This is a genomic window from Paenibacillus sp. OT2-17 (genome assembly GCF_009827695.1).
In the GTDB taxonomy this organism is placed as follows: Bacteria; Bacillota; Bacilli; order Paenibacillales; family Paenibacillaceae; genus Paenibacillus; species Paenibacillus polymyxa_B.
Genome location: NZ_WUDQ01000020.1, coordinates 1 through 22,406, shown reverse-complemented (window position 1 = coordinate 22,406; position 22,406 = coordinate 1). Strand labels below are relative to the sequence as shown.

Below are 22,406 nucleotides of genomic sequence, written 5' to 3'. Positions count from 1 at the left end.
GAAGCACCGTCTCTTACGATTAACGAACCGTAAGAGTAGGGCGCTTACCTTTTTTTATCCAATATTCAGCAAGTAGTGCGGCTTTAAACCATCGAAGTGAGCGGCAACGCTTGTTAGCCTGTACCTCCAGACCACGCCGAATGACATACGGCAGCAGAGAAAGTCCCGCATTTTCAATCTGAATCCGCTCGGAATGATCTGCAAACAATCGGCCTGGCACATCTGGCGGAGGTGTTCCTTTTCGGCAATAATACAGCGTGGCGGCCAAACTATAGATATCCGATACAGGCCCCTGCTGCGAACGATTAGAGTAAAATTCCAGCGGAGAATAGCCCGCCGTGGTGAAGATCGGATGCTCTTTACCTTCAAAATGCACAGCCGAACCAAAATCAATCAGCTTGATCTTGCCATTTTCCCCAATCATAATGTTACCCGGCTTAATATCCCGATGAATAATTCCTTTGTCATGAATGTACTCCATGGCATCAATTAAAGGTAGCAGCGTATGGTACAAAAAAGTGGGATCATACGTTGGCACAGCCTCTTCTTTCATCATTCGATCCAGTGTCTTGCCTGCACAGTATTCCATGACCAGATAGGCAGTTCCATTTTCCTCAAAGTGATCTATATAACCGACAATTCCCGGATGACTTAACTCCTTCAACATTTGCCCTTCACGCAAAAAATAATGCATAAACTCCACGTATTTGGATTGCATAGAAGCACCGCAAGTGACCGTTTTTCGATCCATCCCCCGCAAAGCCAGTGCATTCGGAAAAAATTCCTTCACAATGACCTTTTCTCGGTTATCCAACAGCCTTGCCGTATACACGATGGCCAGCTCACTGCGGGACAAGGCGCTTCGAATTTGATATGTATTTCGCAGCTTCGTATTGCGGGCAAGCAGATTCCCGCTTGTATCCACGATCATGACTCGTCCTCCTGTCAGGTTCTTAGCTTATGTCTTTTGTATATATCGGCTTATTACACATCTTTTTATTATACCGTAAAATAGATTATTGGAAAAACAAATAACCTGCCATAATCTCCCTTAGAGAAATGATGACAGGTCTTTTGGCATTCATCTGGTTCTTTTTTCTCAAATCGTTTAACCCAGTTTCGTTCCAGGCTTCATGCTGCGCACACTGTTCGTATTTTTCTTCCGTTCACTACGCAGTTTGCCTTTACCTTGTTCTGGAGTGCGAATGGTGAGGGCAATCAGGAATGATACGACACACAGCACAGCAATCGTAGTAAAGGTAGGGATGAATCCACCGAGCAAGGCTGCGATAAATGACCCCGCCAGCGCACCGAGGCCAAAGCCTTGATACACAATACCATAGTTTTTGCTTTGATTTTTCAGACCGAAGAAATCAGCTACGATGGCAGGAAAGACTGTAATGTTGCCACCGAAGCAAAAAGCAATTCCTGCTACACAGGCAAAGAACAAACCATAATTCAGCGGTACCAGACTCAGCACTGTAACTGCGCCCGCCGTTGTTAATAGAGCACCCGCTACTACTTTCAGACGACCTACTTTATCCGATAGCGCACCTAAAATGATCCGACCCGCCGTGTTGAAAATAGCGACCATAGCGACCGCATTAGCGGCTGTTGCTACATCTAGACCGGCCATCCGTACGCCGATATCCTTGACTACTCCAATCAGGTAGAGACCACTCATACAAGCGGTAAAGAACATTACGAACAGCAGGTATGCCTGCTTGGTGCGCAGCATTTCTTTAACGGTGTAGTCCCGTTGTACAACCCCATTTTGTACCGAAGGCTTGTTCACGACTACAGCTTCTCTTACCAGGAAAGAACCACCCACAATCATGATCAGCACGATCATTCCCCAATATAAAAACGCTTGTGATACGCCAACGGACTGAATCAACGAACCATTAATATACTTGAATATAAGACTGCCTGTTCCATATGCCCCAACCGAAATACCGGAAATAAGTCCTTTTTTCTCAGGAAACCATTTAATCAGATTCGACAGTGATGTAATATATGCCGTTCCATCCGCAAAACCTACGACAATACCCGCCAAAATGTAAAGTAGGGACAGCGATGTTACCTGCGAACTGAGCATGAGCCCTGCTCCTAACACGACACCTGCACACAAAATCAAACGACGTAGTCCCCATTTATCCTGTAGTTTGCCTGCGAATAATGTAGCAAACGCCAGTGCAAAACTGGTAATTGAAAATGTAATGGCAACCGAACTGAGGTTCCAGCCAAAGCGGTCCACCAACGGTTGATTAAATAAACTCCATGTGTAAATGGTTCCTAATCCCATCTGGACAATTATCGTTCCAAGCACGACAAGCCAACGATTTCCGCTGTTTGTTTTCATATAAATCTCCTCTTTTCATTCCGGCTCTACAGCGTCAGTTTGTTATCATGATAACCGGGAATCCAGTACGCTTTGCGCCTGTGGAGGAGCAAGTCTGTAAGGATTCTCTCTACATGGATTATTATAACCCTGCATGTTAGCCAGAAATCGTTTGAGGAATGAAATGCACATATAGCGGAATGAAATGCCTTTAAAGTCGCATAATTTGCCGAAATTCCTTGGCTTTACTACGGCTCACCGGAATCTCTGCTTCTAGTCCACGCAAACGCAGGAGATACGTATGATTAAACCAAGGTACAATTTCACGGATCTGCGACAAATTCACCGTGTATGAACGGTGACAGCGGAAAAAGTCCTGCTGCGGCAGCCGGGCATGAAATTCCGAAATACTCATTGGCATCGTATATTCTTCGTGCCTTGTAAAGACGCGGGTCACCTTTTCCTGCGCACACGCATAGTAAATATCATTCGCATCCGTCACAATGATTTTGTCATTTTTCAGCAAATTAATACGACCTGGCGCAGCAACGGTGCTGGCTTCAGCAGCTCGGGGTTGCGCAGTCTGGACAGGTTCCTGTATTGGAACGTTCTGCTGCTCATAAGCATTTTCCAGCTTACGCAGCATAGATGCGATCCTTTTTTCATCATATGGTTTGAGGATGTAGTCGAACGCCTCCAGCTCAAAGGCTTGCGCCGCATGTTCTTTATAGGCGGTCGTAAAAATAATATAGGGCTTTTTGGCAAATTTGCTTATGTTCTGTGCCAGCAGCATCCCGTCCAATGAAGGAATGTTAATATCCAGAAAGATCGCGTCCGTCTCCTGATCTTGCAGAAACCGAAACACATCTAGCCCATCCTCGAAACTATCGGTCACCTCAATGTTGCTATGAGTCTGAATAAGATACTCCAGCTCTTCACGCGCCGGAAGCTCGTCTTCTACAATTATGGCCTTCATGACTTCTCCTTTGGTATGTCAAAATAAACTTCGGTGCCCGGTTCATGCTTCAGAATAATAACTCCTTCGCCGTACATAAGCTTGAGCCGTCTGTGCACATTGTACAAGCCGATCTGTTTAGCCGGAACCCGATCATGATACAGGTTATCCACAACATCATCCCGTATACCTCCCCCGGTATCTGCTACAGAAATACGCACCATTTCTCCACGATCCTTTACAGAAATAGTTACTGTACCTGTCCCCTTTTTCTTGAGGATTCCGTGATTAATCGCATTCTCAACCAGGGGCTGGATAATAAGACTTGGAATACGCACAGACACCTCATCCATTACATACTCTACCTGAAGTCGGTTGCCGAAGCGTGCTTTTTCAATTTCCACGTAATCAGACACCTGCTGAAGCTCCTTATGAATTTCGATCAAATCATCATTCAGCTCCAAATTATAGCGCAGATAGCCTGATAAATTAATGATCAGCTCTCGTGCCTTATCCGGCTTGGTGCGTGTCGTAGAGGCAATGGCGTTCAGCGCGTTAAACAGAAAATGGGGATTAATTTTCGTTTGGAGCGCCTTTAGCTCGGCTTTATTCGCTGCTTCCTTAATTTGCTCCACACGTGACACTTCCATTAACGTGGAAATGATTTGAGACAAGCCAATCGCCATCGTCTGCAACGGATACGTGATTTTATAAGCTTTGCGATAATAAATCTTCAACGTGCCGGTTACTTCTCCGCGCTCCTCTAACGGGATAATGAGCAGAGACTGGATTTGGGGTGTTTTATCGTCTGCAATATGGTTGCGGATCGTGATTTTACCGCTGCGGATCGTCGTTTTAGTCACATCGCTAATGATCTCATCTCCGATGTGATAACGCTCTTCGCCAAAACCGACATAGGCCAGCACATCTCTGGTATCCGTAATCGCCACCGCGTCTGCCTTGATATCTTCTTTTATGATCGAACAAATGGTGTGTAAGGATTCCGCATTAATGGAGCGGAAATAAGGCAACGTCTTATTGGCAATGTCCAGTGCCAGCTTGGCCTGTCTGGCCGCGATATTCTCCTTTTCCCCTTCCACACTCTGGATCAACAGAACGATTAAACCGATACTGACTTCTCCGATAATCATCGGTAGACCAATCTTAGAAACGATGTCCACTCCAAGGTTATGGGGTTGTGCCATCACCAGAATGAGCAGCATCGTCAATGCTTCGCAGACCATACCTGCGGCGATACCGACTAGCCATCTCTTGGAACGGTTGACCCGGCGGCCGATGTATCCTGACACCACACCTGCCAAAATACTTGTAATCAGACACGGAATCGAGGTCACTCCCCCGATATCAATTAGATAACGATGGATACCTGATACAATACCTGTAACGATCCCAACCCATGGTCCGAACAAAATACCGCCTGCCATAATTGCAATGATTCGAACGTTAACAAGCGAACCTTCGACTTCAATCCCGGTGTAGGTGCCGAACAGCGCAAACATACAAAAGATCAATGTTAATATGGCCAGCTCTGCCGGAGAATGGCTGTTCTTTTGCAAGGTTTCCTTAAAGCGCGGGATACGTGTAATAAAAAATAAACAAATCAGTAACAACGCTGCGCGCTCAAATAGCTGCATCAGCATTTCCAACAAGGCGTTCACCTGCGTTCCTCCCAAATAAAAACGGATATGCCTACATAAGTTGTGTTAATTATTCACATATTTCAGTACTCACCCTGCCATTACGGGCATGGATGCTAGCCTTCCCACCAATCGGATATGTAAACTGCGGCGTAGTATGACCAAAATCAGCATCTGCAATCACTGGAATGGAGGCCAATTCTCTTTTCGAGCTAATGATTTGCCGCAGCAATTCTTCTGTCATATGCGACGCCTGCTGAAATCGTCCTATGATGATCCCCTTAACCTGATCAAATCCAGGCTGGTGCAACAGTGATTGCAAATCCCGGTCAAACGTAGCGGGAGAGCTTTCGTAATCATCCTCAACAAATAGAATGCTTCCTTCCAGACTCGGTATATACGGAGTCCCCTGCAACAAATTCAGGGTACACAAGTTTCCCCCCACAATCGTACCCGTTGCTTCCCCTTCATGAATTGCATACGGACCCGCATTGCGGTAAAAGCTTCTTTGATCCTGATCTAGATACCAAGTATCGTCACTCCACTCCAACGAAGACTGGATTTGAATACTGCCCTCTTCCAACATCAACCTTTGAAAATACGCCGTCGTATAATCATTTCCTCGCAACATGGCAAACGTCAAAAAATGAGGTCCTGCATACGTGATAAGCCCCGTTTTGGCATAAATCGCATGGCTTAACGCTGTTATATCCGAATAACCACATAATCGTTTAGGATGAGCTGCAATCAGTTCATAGTCAAGATGAGTAAGGAGCTGATTGGCATTATAGCCCCCAATTGAAGTCAGAATGCCCTTTACCTTTGGATCGACAAAAGCTTCGTGCAAGTCTGCGACTCTGGACTCTATCGAGGAAGATGTAAAATCATCATTTTCCAGCACATGTTGCGAAAAACTCACTTTAAACCCTAGCTCCTCCAGTCTTTGCTGGGCAATCAAGCGATTTTCCTCAGAAACGATAGACAAGCTTCTGGACGGCGAAAGAATGCGTATCTCGTCTCCAGCTTTTAATTTGGGTGCTTGCTTTCCTATGATCATGGTCATCCCCCCTTAGTTACAAAGCATTTAAACTGCCACAAATTATACCATCAACTTCCATCTAATTATAGCTTCTAGAAATCCCCTCTTCATTTCCCTTCTTCAAGCGCAGTAAAAAACCGGAGAGTACCGCTTGATAGCGATAATCCCCGGATCTCTAGTCCGAAAATGAAGCATTTCGGTTATTTGCTTTTGCTGATTTCGGTAGGAATGTTGTCCTCCTTCTGATCATGTACCAGTTCTTTTAATTGGATAATCAACGCCTCCAGCTCACTAAACCCGGTCACCATATTGGAGGTTATATTTCGTTGCTCCTCTACTCCAGCCAAAATTTGTTCTGACGCTGCACTCGCTTGTTCCGTTACACTTGAAAATTCTGTCATTTCTTGAACAACCTGAGATGAGTATTGCTGCATGCTATTCGTACTGTTTTCCACATCTACGGCCTGCTGCAACACTTTATTGGCATTTTGCAGGATATCCTCCAGTACAATTTCGGTCGAATGTGCCGATTCCATACTTTGCTGTAGCCTTTGCTGTCCCATGTCAAATTGACTTACGACAGAATCCATCTGAGTTCTCAGTTGAGCCAAGATACCTTCCATCGCTACCGAGGTGTTCCCTACCATTTCAGCCAAATTACGCACTTCTCCAGCTACGATGGCAAATCCTTTTCCATGCTCTCCCGCTCTGGCGGCCTCAATGGATGCATTCAAGGACAGCAAATTAGTTTGTTTTGAGATTTGAGTAATATCTTTAAGCATGGCAGACATGCTATCACTTTGTACTTTAAACTCGTCCAGTTCTTCTTTGGTACGACTCATGACCTGACCCAAATCCTTGATTTGAGACGTTAATGCCAGCAGTTGACTGCTCCCTCTGTCCCCGGCATTTTTCGTATCTTCGGAAAGCTGCTTCAGTTCTCGGGAATGATCAGCTACCTCTCGCACGTGCCGGTCAGATTGGGCCAAGTTATCCGTAACCTCGGTGATATTCGAAGCTTGCATTTCTACCCCTTTGGCAACCTCCTGAAACCCGATAGCGACTTCATTCGTCACGCTGCCCGTAGCATCCACTTGATTCCTGAATCGTTCTGTAAAGTTATGCAATCCAGCCACTGCTTGTTTAACTTGCTCAAACAGAAATTCAATTCCTTGCCTTGTAGCATCGATATCTTTATTTTGCTCTTCACTTTTCTTAAACTGCTTTTGATTTAACACCGATACCACTAACAGTAGCAAACCAATAAGTAAAACAATAATAAACTCATGCACATAGCGCAAAGAACCGGTAGCTGGGGGAACTGGGGGCGTACCGATTGTTATTTGCACAAAAATATTACAGAGATTTAAGGTCATAGCTACCAGAAAATATCGGTAAGAAGGATACAGCAAAAACAAAGAGCAAATTAATATGGTGGTCACTACCTCGACGCTAGATAAGTTCAAAAATATACACATTAATACGCTAAAAAACGTAGTAATCCACGGAATAAGGCGGATTCCTTTCTTTTTCATATTCAGGATCGTTAAAACTGCCGCGACTACAAATCCTACACCATTAGATACCCACATCGAGGGATTAGATAATGCCGGGACGATGCCGCTCAAGGCCATAATCCAAAAAATAATGATCACCAATTTGTTTCTTTGCCACAACAATTCACTCGTTCTGTCCATGATTGTGTACGCGCTCCTTAGATACATATTAGGTATTTATAAAATAAAAATGTAAATGCCATACTTTATATATCGTCATATCAGAACACGTAGTGAATGAAAATCGTACAAACACTCCACATTCCCTTTAATTTCCAAATTACAACAGAACAATTTTAAAGGGAAAGAGTATGTAATCGTAAATAAATGAATGAATGCAAAAAATCGCCCCCAGACAGGGAGCGATTTTGAATTCATTTTTGATGACTTCGCAATTGGAAAAGGTTCATATACCAACTGACAACATTAGGATTCCTTGTTTTCGGAAGCCTCTTTAGCGCCTTCGGTTGCCGCTGCATCACCTTCCACAGCAGCATTTTCCACTTCAACTGCACGCGGAACGATAATAGAAGCAAGCAGTTCTTCTTCAGGGACGTGCAGTGTTACTCCTTTAGGGAGTTTCAAGTCGCTAGCGCTCAGCTTGTCGCCAACATCCAGTGCGGATACATCCACCTCAATGGTAGATGGTAAATCAGCCGGAAGACCTTCGACTTCTACTTCCGTTTCCTGAACTTGCAGAATACCGCCTGTTTTTGTACCTACAGGTGTACCCTGATAATCAATAGAAACACGCACGCGAAGCGGTTTGTTTTTGGCAATTTTCAAAAAATCGGCATGCAACCACTGATTGTCACGCTGTTGATAATCTTTAATAATAACTGGAATGGTTTCTCCACCCTCTACAGTGAGGTTGAACACCTCTGAACGTCCGGTTCTGACTACTTTATTAAATTCCTTGGCATCGACATGTACAGGGGTTCCTTCAAGCTCAGAGCCGTAAACCACAGCTGGAATCCGTCCTTTTAACCTCAATTCACGAATAGCCGAACCCTTCTTCTCTGTTCTCGGCTGGGCGGTCAGTTGAATACTTCCTCCATTAGAACTCATGATATACAACCTCCTTCAGGTTACCTTACAAATGATTTTCCTCCAAGAATCTTGCCTGTTTACCAGTCGTACTACAGGATATAAGCCAGCAAGCTGGCAAAACTAAACAAGTCCATAATTCTATTTTACCCCTTTTTTCTGAAACTGACACACGTTTGCATAAAAAAGTAGCATTTCTCGAAATGATCGAAAAATGCTACTTTCGTGTATATAGCGACCAAGCATACAAGTCTATCCGGCCCGATTATCATTTACCAGTAGCAAATATTCTTCTCTGCCACTATGAATCAATACCTGCATCACAGACTGGTTCGGGTCTATATCAATATATCGATCTGCCTCAACATCCTTGGCATCCCAGTGATTAAGCCGGACAATGTAGCCGATTCGCTGTATATCAGGAGCCACCTGAATACGCGCTACTGCACGACCATCATCCAAATCACGGAATTCGACATGTCCGTCGCGGTGCCCCGTTCCCCATACCCATACGTTCCAGCCAGAGTATTGCCGATCCGCACGCTCGTAGATCAGTTCAATCGTGCGAAATGGGGCGACTTCACTATCTTTTCCAAGCTGGACATCTGTCAACGCTATGGCTGTACCTGCAATTTCTTGATCTGTCCCTTCATCCGAGTCTTCCAATTCGTTCTCCGCCTGACGATTAGCCTGATCTTGTTCAGTCACAAATGAGACTCGTGCAGGTTCTTCCTGATCATATAACACCATCATCGACCAGCGTGATACGGTTACACGATGGCCTACGACTTCATACCGTGTCTCATTACCAGCCCCGTGTGCGTCCACGACCACATGCCAACGATCCGATTCTGCAGGCAATGCTATCGTCTGCTCTGCATCCGAGCCGTTATAAATCACCACAATATGATTCCAGGCATCACCGTTAGCATGGTGCCTCAAAGCAAAAGCCACCACATGCCCACTGCTTTGCAGCACTTCCATGTGCTGCTCCACCAGCTCACGATGATCCATTCGGAATGCCGGGTGGCTGCGTCGCAAAGCAATTAAGCCTTGGTAGTAATCAAACACTGGGCGAAACCTCGCCTTGTTATCCCAACGGATGGCATTGACTACATCTGAGCTTCGGTAGCTATTATGGTCTCCACATTTGGAGCGCAGCAGTTCATCCCCTGCATGAATAAAAGGAATACCTTGAGATGTGAGTACCATGCCGTTAGCTAACAGGGACTTGCGTACGGTTTCGTCCTCTAGCAAGTTATTTTCATCCAGTTCCCAATACGGGTCTGCTTCGGCAACAGCTTGTTCAGGTGTCCTCCCATCCTGTGGCTTCCCCTGCTCCCATTGTGGAAAACGACAATGCTCCCGCAAATGTCTTACCGTCAAAATTTTATCCCACAGATTGAGATTATCGTGGGCAGTTACATAATTGACGGTCTCCGATGGCTGAGCTGTGAAATCATGAATAGCCCCAAAAGCACCTTTAAGCGCCTGTTCCTCCTGATGTTCTGCCCCTGTGGCAAACCCGCTCCCAGTACCGTCGCTATCCCCCTTAATAGCAGAACGGTAGTTGTCGTTAAAAACAGCAAAGCCTTTGTCCCGTTGCGTTCCTTTTAGCGTAAGCAAGGGTTGCGGAGATTCTCCTCCCGTCCAAGGCTCACCATAGATAAGCAGATCCGAACGCACTTCAGAGCGAAGTTCTTGCGTAAGCTGCACCACGGTTGGGGTATCAATCAGACCCATCAGATCAAATCGAAAGCCGTCTATATGATATTCCTCTGCCCAATAGCGTAGTGAATCCTTGATATACTTGCGCACCATCGGACGTTCGGTTGCCACCTCATTACCTACCCCTGATCCATTGGTGAGCTGCCCTTGTTCATCTGTACGGTAATAATATCCAGGTACAACAGGCTCAAATGGCCCCTGTTCCACCGAATAAGTATGGTTGTACACAACGTCCATAATGACACCAATGCCGGCAGTATGCAAAGACTGTACCAGCAGTTTCAGCTCTCGTATGCGTGTCTCCGGATCAGCCGGATTGGAAGAATAAGACCCCTCCGGCACATTATAATGCTGCGGATCATAACCCCAGTTATATTCAGTATCTAATTCCGCAAAGTCATTTACCGTATGAAAATCAGCTACTGGAAGTAAATGAACATGTGTAATGCCCAGCTCCAGTAGATGATCCAGCCCGATGCTGTTCCCCTCAGTATCCTTCAATCCCGTATACGTAAAGGCCTCAAACCGTCCCTGAGCAGCAGATAAGTCTTTTTCCCCCGTATTAAAATGGGTATCCATCGAAAAATCACGTACATGAAGCTCATAGAGAATGGCATCCGTCGGCCGCTTAAGTAGAGGCCCCGCATCCAATTCCCATCCGTCCGGGTTGGTTTGAGCCAAATCAATGATCGCTGTACGCTGCCCGTTGGCTGATACCCCTGTGGCATATGGATCGGCAGCATAATGAATGGTGTTGTCCGCCCACTCCAGCCTGTACATGTAATAATATTTGTTCCAGTCCCCTTCCAGCTCTATAGACCATACACCTTGATCATCACGGCTCATGAGAAATTCCTGACCACCGCTGTGCTCCTGAACGTTCCCCTCCTGATCGTACACCCCCGCATCGTTATACAACGCTATATGGACCTGCTGCGCAGTCGGTGCCCATACCTTGAACTTGCTGCCCACAGGCGTATAAGTAAGACCCAAATCATAGCCTTCATATATGGGATATGTTGTGTGCTCAAGCTCTTTGAGCTGATTGAAATCTGACATTCCTGTTCACCACCCATTTCTGTACATCGGCTTACAGCCTCTGTTCATCCATCATTTATGATGTTTATGACTTGTCAATATACCTCAGGATTTTGTAAAATCTTCACCTAATAGGCTATCAAAATAAGACAAGCTTGAAAAGCTGGATGATTTAAATAAGGATGACGCTTCCATTTCAACGCACACTCCATTTTATGACAAAACCATGAACAGGCTACAGCTTTTGCCCTCAAGCATAACAATAATTTCCTAGATTTCATCACTTATCGCTAAATAAGTACGTTAAAAAACACGTTAGAAAAGTCAGGACAATCTACGGTTATCCATTTCAAAAATATCGTCTGCAATCCGCATGGTAGAACTTCGGTGCGAAACAAGGACAACCGTTTTATCTTGCTGCTGTTCCTTTAACGATTTTAAAATAATCGCCTCGTTCAGGCTGTCCAAATTGCTGGTAGGCTCGTCGAGCAGTAAGAGAGGCGCATTATGGACAAAGGCTCTCGCCAACCCCAAGCGTTGGCGTTCTCCACCGGACAGCCTGTCCCCTAATTCTCCAACTCGGCTGTCATACCCTTGAGGCAAGGTCATAATAAAATCGTGCACTGATGCCTTACGTGCTGCTTCCACAACCTGCTCATGTGTAGCATCAGGCTTTCCGATTTTGATATTAGCTGCAATTGAATCATCAAACAGGAACGTATGCTGGTCTACATAGCTCTGTAACCCTCTCAAATGTCGGGTTCCAATTTCCTTCAAATCGTGTCCGGATAGCAAAATTCCACCTTGCTGCGGGTCCCTAAATCGCATCATCAACTTCAGCAGCGTAGACTTACCAGAGCCGCTTTTACCCTGAATGCCTAGAATCCGCTTATGCGGTATCGTGAGACTTACATCATTCAGCACCGTTTGACCATCGTATGCAAAAGTCACCTTGTCTACTTGTACCCCAGTAAAGGCAACACTCATCCCTTCGATATTTTCCTCTACCTCCGGAGTTTCCTCCAATAGACTCAACACTCGTTCCCCGCTCGCCAGCGTTTGAAGCAAATTGTTGGACAAATTGCTCAGTGCGACGACAGGACCAAATGAACTAAACAGGGCAATGACAGAAATTAGCATACCTGTAAAGTCAACGTGACCATTAGACATACCGTACAATCCAGCCAGCAGCATCAAGAATGAGAATCCAACTACAGCCGCATCTGTGATGGCTCTTGTGATACCTTCATGATGCTTCAAGTCCTTCTGCTTGGCATCCAATTGATCCGTACGACGGTTAATCTCATTCAAACGTTGTTCTCCTTGCCCATATTGCACAATTTCCTTCATACCCCGTAAGCTGTCCAAAAAATAACTGCTCAGCTTGCCAAAGCTACTTCGGTATTCCATCCCCTGACGTTTGCCCATACGTGACGTGAGTAAAGGAATAAATAAACCGACAGTTAGGTAAGCAAGCGCAGCAAGCCAGCCTAATAGAGGCTCATAAGAACCGATAAAAAACACCATGAGTAGTGAAGTGATGATGCCGATCATAACAGGCGCTATCGTATGCGCATAAAATACTTCCAGTAGCTCAATATCACTCGTAATGAGTGAAATCAGATTCCCCTTGTCCTTGCCTTCCAATTTGGCTGGAGCGAGTCTGCGCAGGGCTTGAAGTACCTTATCACGCAGTACAGCCAGCAGCTTGAAAGCGAGATAATGACCACTCATTTGCTCGCCATAACGGAATACGCCGCGTAGTACGGCACAAACCACGATCGCCGTCAGCAAAAACGACATGGTGTAGCCTGTCGTGATGCCCGTTGCTGTAAGCAGAGCTAGGGCTCCAAACACTATAATGCCAATAGCACAAACAAAACCAAGCACTCCTGTAACAATCGTGATGAGTAGCACAGGTAAAAGAGGCCCCGCCAATACCAATAATTGGCCCATGATCCGTAATCCGTGTCTACGCATATACAGCCCCTCCTTTTACAAACTGCTCTACCCGGTGTTGACTGAGATACATCTCCGCATAATGTCCCTGCTGGCTCAACAGCTCATGATGCGTTCCCGATTCTGCCACCAAACCGTTTTGCAGCACATAGATACAGTCGGATTGAACTACGTTTTCCAGTCTGTGAGAGATAAGAATCACTGTTTTTTGACCTGCCAGCGCATGTATAACCTCCATAATGCCTTCCTCACTTTCACTGTCAATGTTAGAGGTGGCCTCGTCAAAAATGTACACACGACTATCATGCAGCAATGCTCTGGCTAGTGCTAGCCGTTGGCGCTGTCCTCCTGACAGATTTGCCCCTTGCTCCTCCAGTTCTGCTTCCAGTCCTCCTTCTGAAAGGATAAAATCATACAGCTTCACTTGTCGCAAAGCTTCCAGCATTTGTTGCTCATCCGCGTGCTCATTGCCCATTTTTAAATTTGCTTCCACTGTGCCTTTAAAAATATAGCTATTAAATCCGATCCAGGTCATGTGACGCATGCGGCTTTCTTCCGAAATATCGGTAAGCTCGGTTCCTCCAATCGTCAGACTTCCTCGATACCCCTCGTGATGCCCAACGATCAATCCGGCTACCGTACTTTTACCAGAGCCTGATTCCCCAACAATTGAAACAAAGCTGCCCTGGGGAATATCCATGGATATATTTCGTAAGGTATCTCTTTCGTCGTAGGCGAAACTCACCTGTTCCAGTCGAATATCTGTGTTTTCTATGCTTTCTTGTCCTTGTATAAGATCCTCAGTACTCAACATTTGAAATATTTTGTCGCTTGCTGCCATTCCGTTCATGGCGATATGAAAGTAAGAACCCAGCAGACGCAGAGGAATGAAAAATTCTGCCGACAGCAAAACAATGATGATTGCTCCTGCCAAGCCAATATGGCCTGAAGAATATTCGCTTACCGCGACCAGTACACCCGCAGCGGCACCACCAAATGCGATAAGATCCATAATGGCCACGGAGTTAAGCTGCATAGTCAGCACTTTCATCGTCATTTTGCGAAAATCCTCCGCTGCTGTGTTCATTTCCTGATGTTTATCCTGGTCTGTTCCGTACATTTTGAGCGTAGTCAGACCTTGTACATTCTCCAAAAAGCTGTGGCCCAGATTGACGTAACTGCCCCAATATTTCCGAAAAAGCTTTTTAGCCATTCTCATAATGACAATGATCGACACTGGAATTAAGGGAACGCAGATCAATAGTATAATGGCTGCTTTGAAGCTGACAAAAGAGAGGGTGATGAATAACGTTACGGGGGCAAGCAGACTGTAAAATAGCTGAGGCATGTATCTACCGAAATAGGTTTCAAGCTGCTCTACCCCTTCTACAGCAACCTGTATAACCCCCGAGGTGGAGGTATGATCTGTATATGCGGGTCCCATTTTGAGCAACTTGCCGTAAATTTGCGAGCGCAGCGTTTTTTTAGCATTTACCGAAGCACGATAGGATAACATACTGGCTGCATAATTGCTCAGACAGCGAACTGCAATAGCAGTAATAACAATGACCGTCATAGATAGAATCAGCTTGCGAGTCACTTGTCCTTCCCATGCCTGCTGCATAACAAAGGCCATAGACAACACAGCGGCTATACTCCCCAAAAGACCGATCCACTGCACAAGCACACCCAATACGATATATTTCCGAGAATGTTCCACTAGACCGAGCAGACGGCTGTCGACCATTTTAGACCTTTTTTTCGGAGTAGGGGCAAGTGAAGATGAAGGCGTTATTTCTGCTGCAGCGTTTCTCACTGTTCCGATTCGGAATATAAAGTAATAATATTTAAAAAGGATGACCAAGACGATGAGCGCTTTGCCCCACACATTAGGGGTAAAAATAAAGCCTGTAATCAGCATCGCTGACGCTAAGCCCAATGTGGTGATTTTCGTAGACAGCTTCAACGACCTTGTTTGAACAAAACTCTCTAGATGCTTTTGGTACAGAGCGGTATTCGAAAACCACTGGTGAATCCTTTCGGACCCGCGCATAAAGAAAAAGGTCGCTAGCAGCAGAAACGGTGTAGTCGGTAGCAACGGTAGCACTACACCAATAACTCCAAGCGCCAAAAATAAAAACCCTAAGGTAATATAGATCGGTTTCACTATAATCCTCCCTAATACTTATAATAGTAATGATTTCATTTTATAGATAATGATAATCATTATCAATATAAACAATTTAAGCAGGTTGTTATGTGATGTAAATCACGCATATAAAAATCCTCTTGAAGCACATCTCTACAGAACACGTTAGTGTTGATGTGGATGCTTTATCTTCAAGAGGATTATCGAAAGTAGATGTTGATAATTCGTTGTTTTATGAATTTATAATATCATATTGCTCCAATATCTGCCGATGTAACGGGTGATCTGCGGTTATGGAAGTATAACGCGTCAGCGCCACACCCAGTCCTTCACTGCGGATCACCTGCTGAAGCTCGACTGCCTCGGGGTCCTCCGTAATATCAAATTTACAGGCAGCCGCCATTCCTAACGCCAGATGATCCGTCGGGATGCCATACTCCTGCGCTTGCAGCGCGGGACGTACAAGACGGTCATTGGGAGACAGCTTACGCAACGGTGAACGTCCGACTCGAGTAACATCGTCTGTCAGATTAGGGTTGCGGAAGCGATCCAAAATTTTAGAGATGTACTTCTTATGCTCCCCTTGATCCAAACCGAAGCGCTTCACAAGCACTGCTCCTGTCTCCTCCAGTGACCCTTGTATCGAATCCACCACCTTGCTATCCTTCATGGCCTCCTGGATGGTAGCATAACCTGCGGTATAACCAAGATAGGCTGCCACGCAATGCCCCGTATTCACCGTGAACAGCTTTCGTTCAATGTAAGGCTCTAGATCCTGCACGTACAGGATGCCTTCGATTTCTTCATGCTCAGGTGCCATTTGTGAACGATCCACCACCCACTCGTAAAAAGGCTCTACCTGCACATGTAACGGGTCCTCGTGGTGTTGGATCGGCACGATCCGGTCTACAGCAGCATTGGGGAAATATACCGAAGCCTCTGCCTTGGCACGAGTCGCCTCATCCAGTAGCGCAAAAACATGCTCTTTCAGTTGGGCGCTGCCTCCGATTGCATTTTCGCAAGCAATCACATGCAGCGGGCCTGCCCCTCGCTCCACCCGCCGCGCTATTCCCTCGGCAATACCTGCTGCAATATGCCTGAGGATGCTAACCCCTACCGCGGTCGTTACCAGATCAGCATGGTCTACCGCATCCGCTACAGCGGATGCATCTCTGCCGTCAATCGCCGTTACATTCGTGACCAGCTCCGTATCCTTTGTATCATTGGCTAGCTCTACGGTGTATTGTTTACGACGACGTAACTCGGATACAAGGGTGTCGTTGACATCTGAAAAGACAACCTCATAGCCTGCACGCGACAGAATCAATCCGATAAAGCCGCGACCAATATTTCCTGCTCCAAAGTGGACGGCTCTCATAGCTCCATCTCACTTTCGAACAGATCTATAATTTCCTGTGGGGTCACCGCGTTGCGAAGTTTATCCATATTTTCTTCCTCCGCACACACCACAGCGATACTCGTCAAAATCTCCATATGATCGCCGCCTTGTGCTGCAATGCCGATTACCATGTATGCTTTTTCTTCCCCAAAATCTATGCCTTGTGGAAACTGAACGATGGAGATGCCTGTGGATTGAATAAGCATCTTGGATTCCTTGGTGCCATGTGGAATAGCCAACCCGTTCCCGATATAGGTGGACACGATCTCCTCGCGTTCCAGCATCTTGTCAATGTACTCACTTGAAATATGTCCTGCATCCAGCAGGATTTGTCCAGCCATACGAATCGCCTCATATTTGTCTTTGGCGGTTGCGTTCATTTTTACTTTGTCTATCGTCATAATACTCACGGTAGGTTCCTCCCTGTCCCTAATTTACTGTGGAAAAATTCAGCTAGCTCACTCGATATATAATTGACAATATGATCCCTGCTACCGTGTTCCAGTAGCGTAACCATGTCTTCCTGCAAGAGTAATGCACTAATCTCGCTCAATACCTCCAAGCTTTCTCTCGGCAGCTCACGAGGTCCCAACATGAGCAGCACGCATTCTACCTGTTCGCCTGTATCCGCCAACAGCGGCTCTGCCAGCTTATACAAGGTAAGCGAAGGCTTGCGAATATAGTGGCTGCGCGTATGAACTAAAGCAATGGAGGTATCAGAGATCACCTGACTACCTTGGCGCTCTCTTTCCATGAGCTGTGCAGCAACCGCAGAAGGCTCTGTCACATTCCCCCGCCCCGCCTCCAACATGCATATAGCCTCTACGGTCGCCGCCATATCCATCCCCTGATTTTCCAGCGGATACACTTGAAATTGCTGTACAATGTGTACAATTTCCTCAAGACTTTTCCGCAGACCGGTAAGCCACTCTATATCCTGACCAGGCTGAACAGCCTGTTCCTGCTGATGGTCATTGGGATGATTGAGTGTAATATGCTGGATGAATTGACGCAGGCGATCACTCTCCTCCTGCGTCAGCAACGGGCTGATCTTAAGATACCGATCCGGTTCAAGCGGTAGCTCTACTGTCGAAATGATCAGATCATAATCCTCCTTGGGAATCCGCGCCGCCTCGTACCATGAAGCCCTATCCACAATTTTGATCTGTGGGAGCTCTTTGGCGAGCCTTGTTGCCAAAAGTCTGGATGATCCAATACCGCTCGTGCAGACTACGATGGCCCGCACCTCCCGCCGCAATTGTCGTAGCCGCTCCAGCGAAGCGCCAAAATGCATGACGAGAAATCCGATCTCTTCATCTGGTACTTTCATTTCTGTCATGTCCGCCGCAGCCTTTTTCACTGAGTCGAATAAGCTGCTGTAATCCTTGCGGATTTGCTGAAGGAGGGGGTTACGAATCGACCTGCCTTCCTTCAAACGTTTGAACACCGGGGCCATATGGGCAATCAGTCCTTCACGCAGAACACGGTCCTCTTCCAATGGCGTGCCTGTCTCTTCCTCCACACGACGAATCAACTCATGAACCGACTCCAACAGTACGAGATCATCCAACGGCAGTAGTCGGGTAGAGTGATCCTCGGCATCACGAAATAGCAGCCTGAGATAAGATCGTTCCGGCTCTGGAAATTCAATATCCAGCGCCTCTGACAACTCCGTGCATATGCGTTCCACCATAGCTGTGCGAAGCATGATATTTTCATCTGAATCTGTTTTTAAATACGAGAGAAGAGGATCTATAACATACCCGAGTCGCAGACGTACCAGCGAAACGCAAATTTGAATCAGCAGCTCCATGTATTTGCTTTCCACCATGTTTTCCAACCATTTTTCATGGGGCTGCCAGAGGGCCTTTTCCACAATCAGCAGGTTATCTCTGCCAATCATCTCCAGCAACTTGTCGGCGACACGGGTCACAGAACGAAGTTCTTCCCGGGCTGAAAACAGATCGGATTCATCCAAATATTCGAGAGCCAGCTCGGAAATCGCCCGTCTTTTGTCTGTCTCCCGTCCTGTAATCTCGACGCCGTACCCCCGTCTGCGGACAAGCACGAGCCCCCGTTCCCCAATCCAGCCTTGTAATTCGTCCAGATCATGACTGACCGTAGTTACCGTGACTTTCAAGTCTGAAGCCAGCGCCAGCAGCTTGATCGGCTCCTGTGTATCCAGCAGCATGCAGAGAACCACGATCTTTCTCTCCTCAGCCGAATATTCGTCTGACTTTGTATGCAGCAATTGCCTTCGCAGGCATACAAGCTGAGCTGGGTCAGCATCTATACAGATACCAATCCCTGACTTTTTCTCCAGCTTCACCTCATGAGCTGCCAGCCAATGCTCGACTGCGCCCAGTTCCCGATGAACCGTCCTTGTGCTGACATTGATCTTCGTGGCAATTTCCCCGGCTGTAACCTCTTTGGACTGCTCCAGAAGATATTCCACGATGTCACGTTGTCGTTTCGTAATATTCATAAGCGCATACCGTTCCTTCCCAAGCTCATCCCTCCAGCAGGAGACGTACACTGCATACAGTCCGCCTGACTACGACGGGGATTAAGAATCGGATTTCAGACGTTCAACCAGCGCTTCGTATTCAGGGCTCTTCAGAAAATTGTCAATGGAAATGTGCTCAGCATTCGGGGCTACTGTTTTAGCCCGGTCTGTCAACGTTTTTTGCGTAATGACAATATCCGCATCCTGTGGAATTTCACTGATTGCCGTATTCGTAACTGTTACGCCTACACCCGCCTGCTTCATTTTTTTGCGTAAAATCGAGGCGCCCATAGCGCTTGAACCCATACCTGCATCACAGGAAAAGACGATCTTGTTCACTTCGGATTTATCCTTGAGCGTTCGAGCTGCGGCAATCTCAGCAGCACGATCAGATTCGTGGTTATCTTCCATTACAGTGGCGTTAGCACTTGCACTCTTGCTTTGATTTTTCATATCTTTCAGGCGGGAAGCAGCTTCCTCCAGCCCCTCTTCTTTTTGCTTACTAGTCTTGAGTAACACTGCGGCAACAGCAAAGGATACGACCGCAGCAGCGATCACCCCGCTCAGCATTGGCAAATATCCGCCTTTTGGCGTCATTAGAAAATAGGCGATGATGCTGCCCGGTGAAGGAGCAGCAACCAGTCCGGCACCTGTCAACATAAAACAGAAGGTTCCCACAACGCCCCCAGCTATAGCAGCAAGAATCAAAATCGGCTTCATTAAAATATAAGGGAAATAAATCTCATGAATCCCGCCGAAGAAATGAATGATGACCGCTCCAGGAGCCGATGACTTCGCAGAGCCTTTGCCGAACAGGCAGTAGGCTAGCAAAATACCGAGCCCCGGCCCAGGGTTGGATTCCAGCATAAACAGTACGGATTTTCCTGTTCTTGCAGCTTCCTCTAACGCAATCGGACTCAATACTCCGTGATTCAGCGCGTTGTTTAAAAATAATACTTTTCCGGGCTCAATAATGAGGTTGACAAGCGGCAATAGCCCTGCGTTCACGAGGAACTGTACCCCTGCCGACAACACTTGACTGATCATTTGTACAATCGGGCCAATCGCCACATGGGCAAGCAGCGCTAGAATGGCACCGATAATTCCGGCCGAAAAGTTATTGACCAGCATTTCAAAGCCTGATCTGACTTTGCCTTCAATGGCCTTGTCGAACTTCTTCAATATCCACGCAGCCAGCGGACCAGCGACCATCGCGCCCAGGAACATCGGGTTATCGGCTCCCACTATGACACCCATCGTCATAATGGCACCAATCACACCTCCACGCTGTCCGTGAATCATCGTGCCCCCTGTATAACCGATCAGTAACGGCAACAAATAATTTTTCATCGGGTCAACCAATTGTGCAAAACCTTCATTCGGGAACCATCCGGTCGGAATAAAGAGTGCCGTAATCAGCCCCCACGCAATAAATGCTCCCATATTGGGCATAACCATACCGCTAAGAAAACGGCCAAAACGCTGTACGGCGACACGAGTGCCTCCTTTTGAACTTGGCTTTGCGTCCAATGTACTCATATTCAAATCCTCCTTGTAGGTAAGCATCACTACCTTTTCTTAAAATTCATACTAAATGACAGCGCTATCTTCATCAACGAAATGAAAACGTACTTTCGTCATGAACGTTGATGACAACATTTAAATTTAAATTATCCGGGAAGGTATTATACCTGCATAATTCTTCTTAATATGACCTGTAGCTATAGAAATTAGTCGAAAAACCGTGCTGGATTATGTATGATTCTTATATGGGGACAACCCTCTAAATCAGAATAAAACACGTAATTACGTTTGCAAAAAGACAAAAAAATAGCCGCTACGTCAAATCATAGCGACTATTTTATACAAAAATCGAGCAGACAAATAACCCTCTTACTCCATACTACAATGCTCCATTACTGCTCATCGGAAATCAACTGCTCATACTGATCCGCAGACAGTAGCTTGCCCAAGGCTTCCTCCACATCTTTATCCATCTCTACTTCGATCATCCAACCTTTTTCATAGGGAGATTCATTCACTAGCTCAGGTGTACTTTCCAGCGTTTCATTCACTTTTAGTATAGTTCCCGTCACCGGAGCAAAAAGGTCGGATACTGTCTTCACCGATTCAATCGTACCGATCTCCGCTCCCTGCTCAATCGTTGCTCCCGCCTCAGGTAATTCTACAAAAACAATATCACCCAGTTGATGCTGTGCAAAGTCTGTAATACCAATTCGTACCGTTCCATTCTCTGTCCGCTGAACCCACTCATGTTCGTCTGTATACCAAAGTTGCTGCTTTACTTCACTCATTCTGTTCCCCTCACTTCCATATGAATAAAATCGCTTTTGCTCACCTGTACTAGACAGGTTAAGATTATGACAACAAGAACACTGATGTCAATAATACTAACAAAAATACTTCATATCACCTCATATAGCGTACTATATAAAAATATGATAGCTTATAACAAACGCTTACATATCCTTATTTATATATTAAATGTTTTTTCTATTGTTTTTGATGACATTTTTATTGACATTTTGAATGAATTTGCGTATTAATGGGTTATAGCAAATGCTTTGGGAAACACCCCGACAACTGCAAACGCGGATGAACGCGGAGGGAGAGACTGCCAAAAAGATTCGCATAGCTGTTGCCGCTTGTGAGACATAAGTGCACGCGAATCGGATCAAGTTGTTATCTGCAAAGCCAGGTAATATACCGTTGATCCCGAAGGTAGCGCCGAAGGAGTAAACCTGCATTGCAGGTGAATCTCTCAGGCAAAAGGACCTCTGCCGGACGCATCTCTGGAGAGCATTCGCTATTGGAGCGGATCACCCAAGGGGAAACCCGGTACATACCGGGGTAACTTTCTGGTATCAAGGACAGAGCTGAAAAAAGAGTGTAGACTGCCGTCTATACGTTTTTTTCGGCCTGTCTTTTTTGTTTAACTGATCACACCGGATAGGAGTGGAAAAATGACTAATTTGCGAAAAACACCGCTATATTCGTCATACGGGACGCA

15 protein-coding genes and 1 riboswitch are annotated in these 22,406 nt (G+C 46.1%); all 15 genes read right to left on the bottom strand.

The annotated features are described in order from the left end of the window. Positions 1-19 precede the first annotated feature (19 nt). The 15 genes from GRP75_RS06860 to gcvH all read right to left on the bottom strand — a co-directional run bounded on the left by GRP75_RS06860 (position 20) and on the right by gcvH (position 21,690). Complete coding sequence (locus GRP75_RS06860) at positions 20-931, bottom strand: serine/threonine protein kinase (RefSeq protein ID WP_160788924.1); 912 nt, start codon at positions 929-931, stop codon at positions 20-22. Positions 932-1,108: 177 nt separating this feature from the next. Next, on the bottom strand, positions 1,109-2,362 hold the full coding sequence (locus GRP75_RS06855; RefSeq protein ID WP_160788923.1) for an L-lactate MFS transporter: 1,254 nt from the start codon (positions 2,360-2,362) through the stop codon (positions 1,109-1,111). A gap of 190 nt (positions 2,363-2,552) precedes the next feature. Then, complete coding sequence (locus GRP75_RS06850) at positions 2,553-3,317, bottom strand: LytR/AlgR family response regulator transcription factor (RefSeq protein WP_013311480.1); 765 nt, start codon at positions 3,315-3,317, stop codon at positions 2,553-2,555. After that, on the bottom strand, positions 3,314-4,975 hold the full coding sequence (locus tag GRP75_RS06845) for a LytS/YhcK type 5TM receptor domain-containing protein (protein ID WP_337194216.1): 1,662 nt from the start codon (positions 4,973-4,975) through the stop codon (positions 3,314-3,316). Before GRP75_RS06845 ends, GRP75_RS06850 begins: the two co-directional genes overlap by 4 nt. A 49-nt stretch (positions 4,976-5,024) precedes the next feature. Continuing rightward, positions 5,025-6,011 carry a S66 family peptidase gene (locus tag GRP75_RS06840; RefSeq protein WP_160788922.1) on the bottom strand — a complete coding sequence of 329 codons (987 nt, stop codon included), beginning with the start codon at positions 6,009-6,011 and terminating at the stop codon, positions 5,025-5,027. 182 nt (positions 6,012-6,193) lie between these two features. Further along, the gene (locus GRP75_RS06835; RefSeq protein ID WP_160788921.1) at positions 6,194-7,690 is read right to left on the bottom strand and encodes a methyl-accepting chemotaxis protein; all 1,497 of its coding nucleotides are present in this window, start codon (positions 7,688-7,690) and stop codon (positions 6,194-6,196) included. A 285-nt stretch (positions 7,691-7,975) separates the two neighbouring features. Continuing rightward, positions 7,976-8,617 carry a 50S ribosomal protein L25 gene (locus GRP75_RS06830; protein ID WP_028542463.1) on the bottom strand — a complete coding sequence of 214 codons (642 nt, stop codon included), beginning with the start codon at positions 8,615-8,617 and terminating at the stop codon, positions 7,976-7,978. Positions 8,618-8,848: 231 nt separating this feature from the next. After that, complete coding sequence (gene pulA, locus GRP75_RS06825) at positions 8,849-11,383, bottom strand: type I pullulanase (protein ID WP_160788920.1); 2,535 nt, start codon at positions 11,381-11,383, stop codon at positions 8,849-8,851. Between the two features lie 303 nt (positions 11,384-11,686). Further along, positions 11,687-13,342, bottom strand: coding sequence for an amino acid ABC transporter ATP-binding/permease protein (locus GRP75_RS06820; RefSeq protein ID WP_160788919.1), 1,656 nt, complete (start codon positions 13,340-13,342; stop codon positions 11,687-11,689). Beyond that, a complete protein-coding gene (locus GRP75_RS30440; protein WP_160788918.1) occupies positions 13,335-15,488 on the bottom strand; it encodes a DUF454 family protein in 2,154 nt (717 codons plus the stop codon). The genes GRP75_RS06820 and GRP75_RS30440 overlap by 8 nt, the downstream gene beginning before the upstream one ends. 214 nt (positions 15,489-15,702) lie before the next feature. Continuing rightward, positions 15,703-16,848: a mannitol-1-phosphate 5-dehydrogenase gene (locus GRP75_RS06810; RefSeq protein WP_023989872.1), complete on the bottom strand. Its 1,146-nt coding sequence runs from the start codon at positions 16,846-16,848 to the stop codon at positions 15,703-15,705. Further along, positions 16,845-17,279: a PTS mannitol transporter subunit IIA gene (locus GRP75_RS06805; protein WP_028542458.1), complete on the bottom strand. Its 435-nt coding sequence runs from the start codon at positions 17,277-17,279 to the stop codon at positions 16,845-16,847. Before GRP75_RS06805 ends, GRP75_RS06810 begins: the two co-directional genes overlap by 4 nt. Then, positions 17,276-19,354, bottom strand: coding sequence for a BglG family transcription antiterminator (locus GRP75_RS06800; RefSeq protein WP_076295859.1), 2,079 nt, complete (start codon positions 19,352-19,354; stop codon positions 17,276-17,278). The genes GRP75_RS06805 and GRP75_RS06800 overlap by 4 nt, the downstream gene beginning before the upstream one ends. An 81-nt stretch (positions 19,355-19,435) precedes the next feature. Then, complete coding sequence (locus tag GRP75_RS06795; protein WP_160788917.1) at positions 19,436-20,914, bottom strand: PTS mannitol transporter subunit IIBC; 1,479 nt, start codon at positions 20,912-20,914, stop codon at positions 19,436-19,438. Positions 20,915-21,291: 377 nt separating this feature from the next. After that, positions 21,292-21,690: a glycine cleavage system protein GcvH gene (gene gcvH / locus GRP75_RS06790; protein WP_160788916.1), complete on the bottom strand. Its 399-nt coding sequence runs from the start codon at positions 21,688-21,690 to the stop codon at positions 21,292-21,294. Between the two features lie 394 nt (positions 21,691-22,084). Continuing rightward, a riboswitch (glycine riboswitch) is annotated at positions 22,085-22,183 on the top strand. Positions 22,184-22,406: the final 223 nt, after the last annotated feature.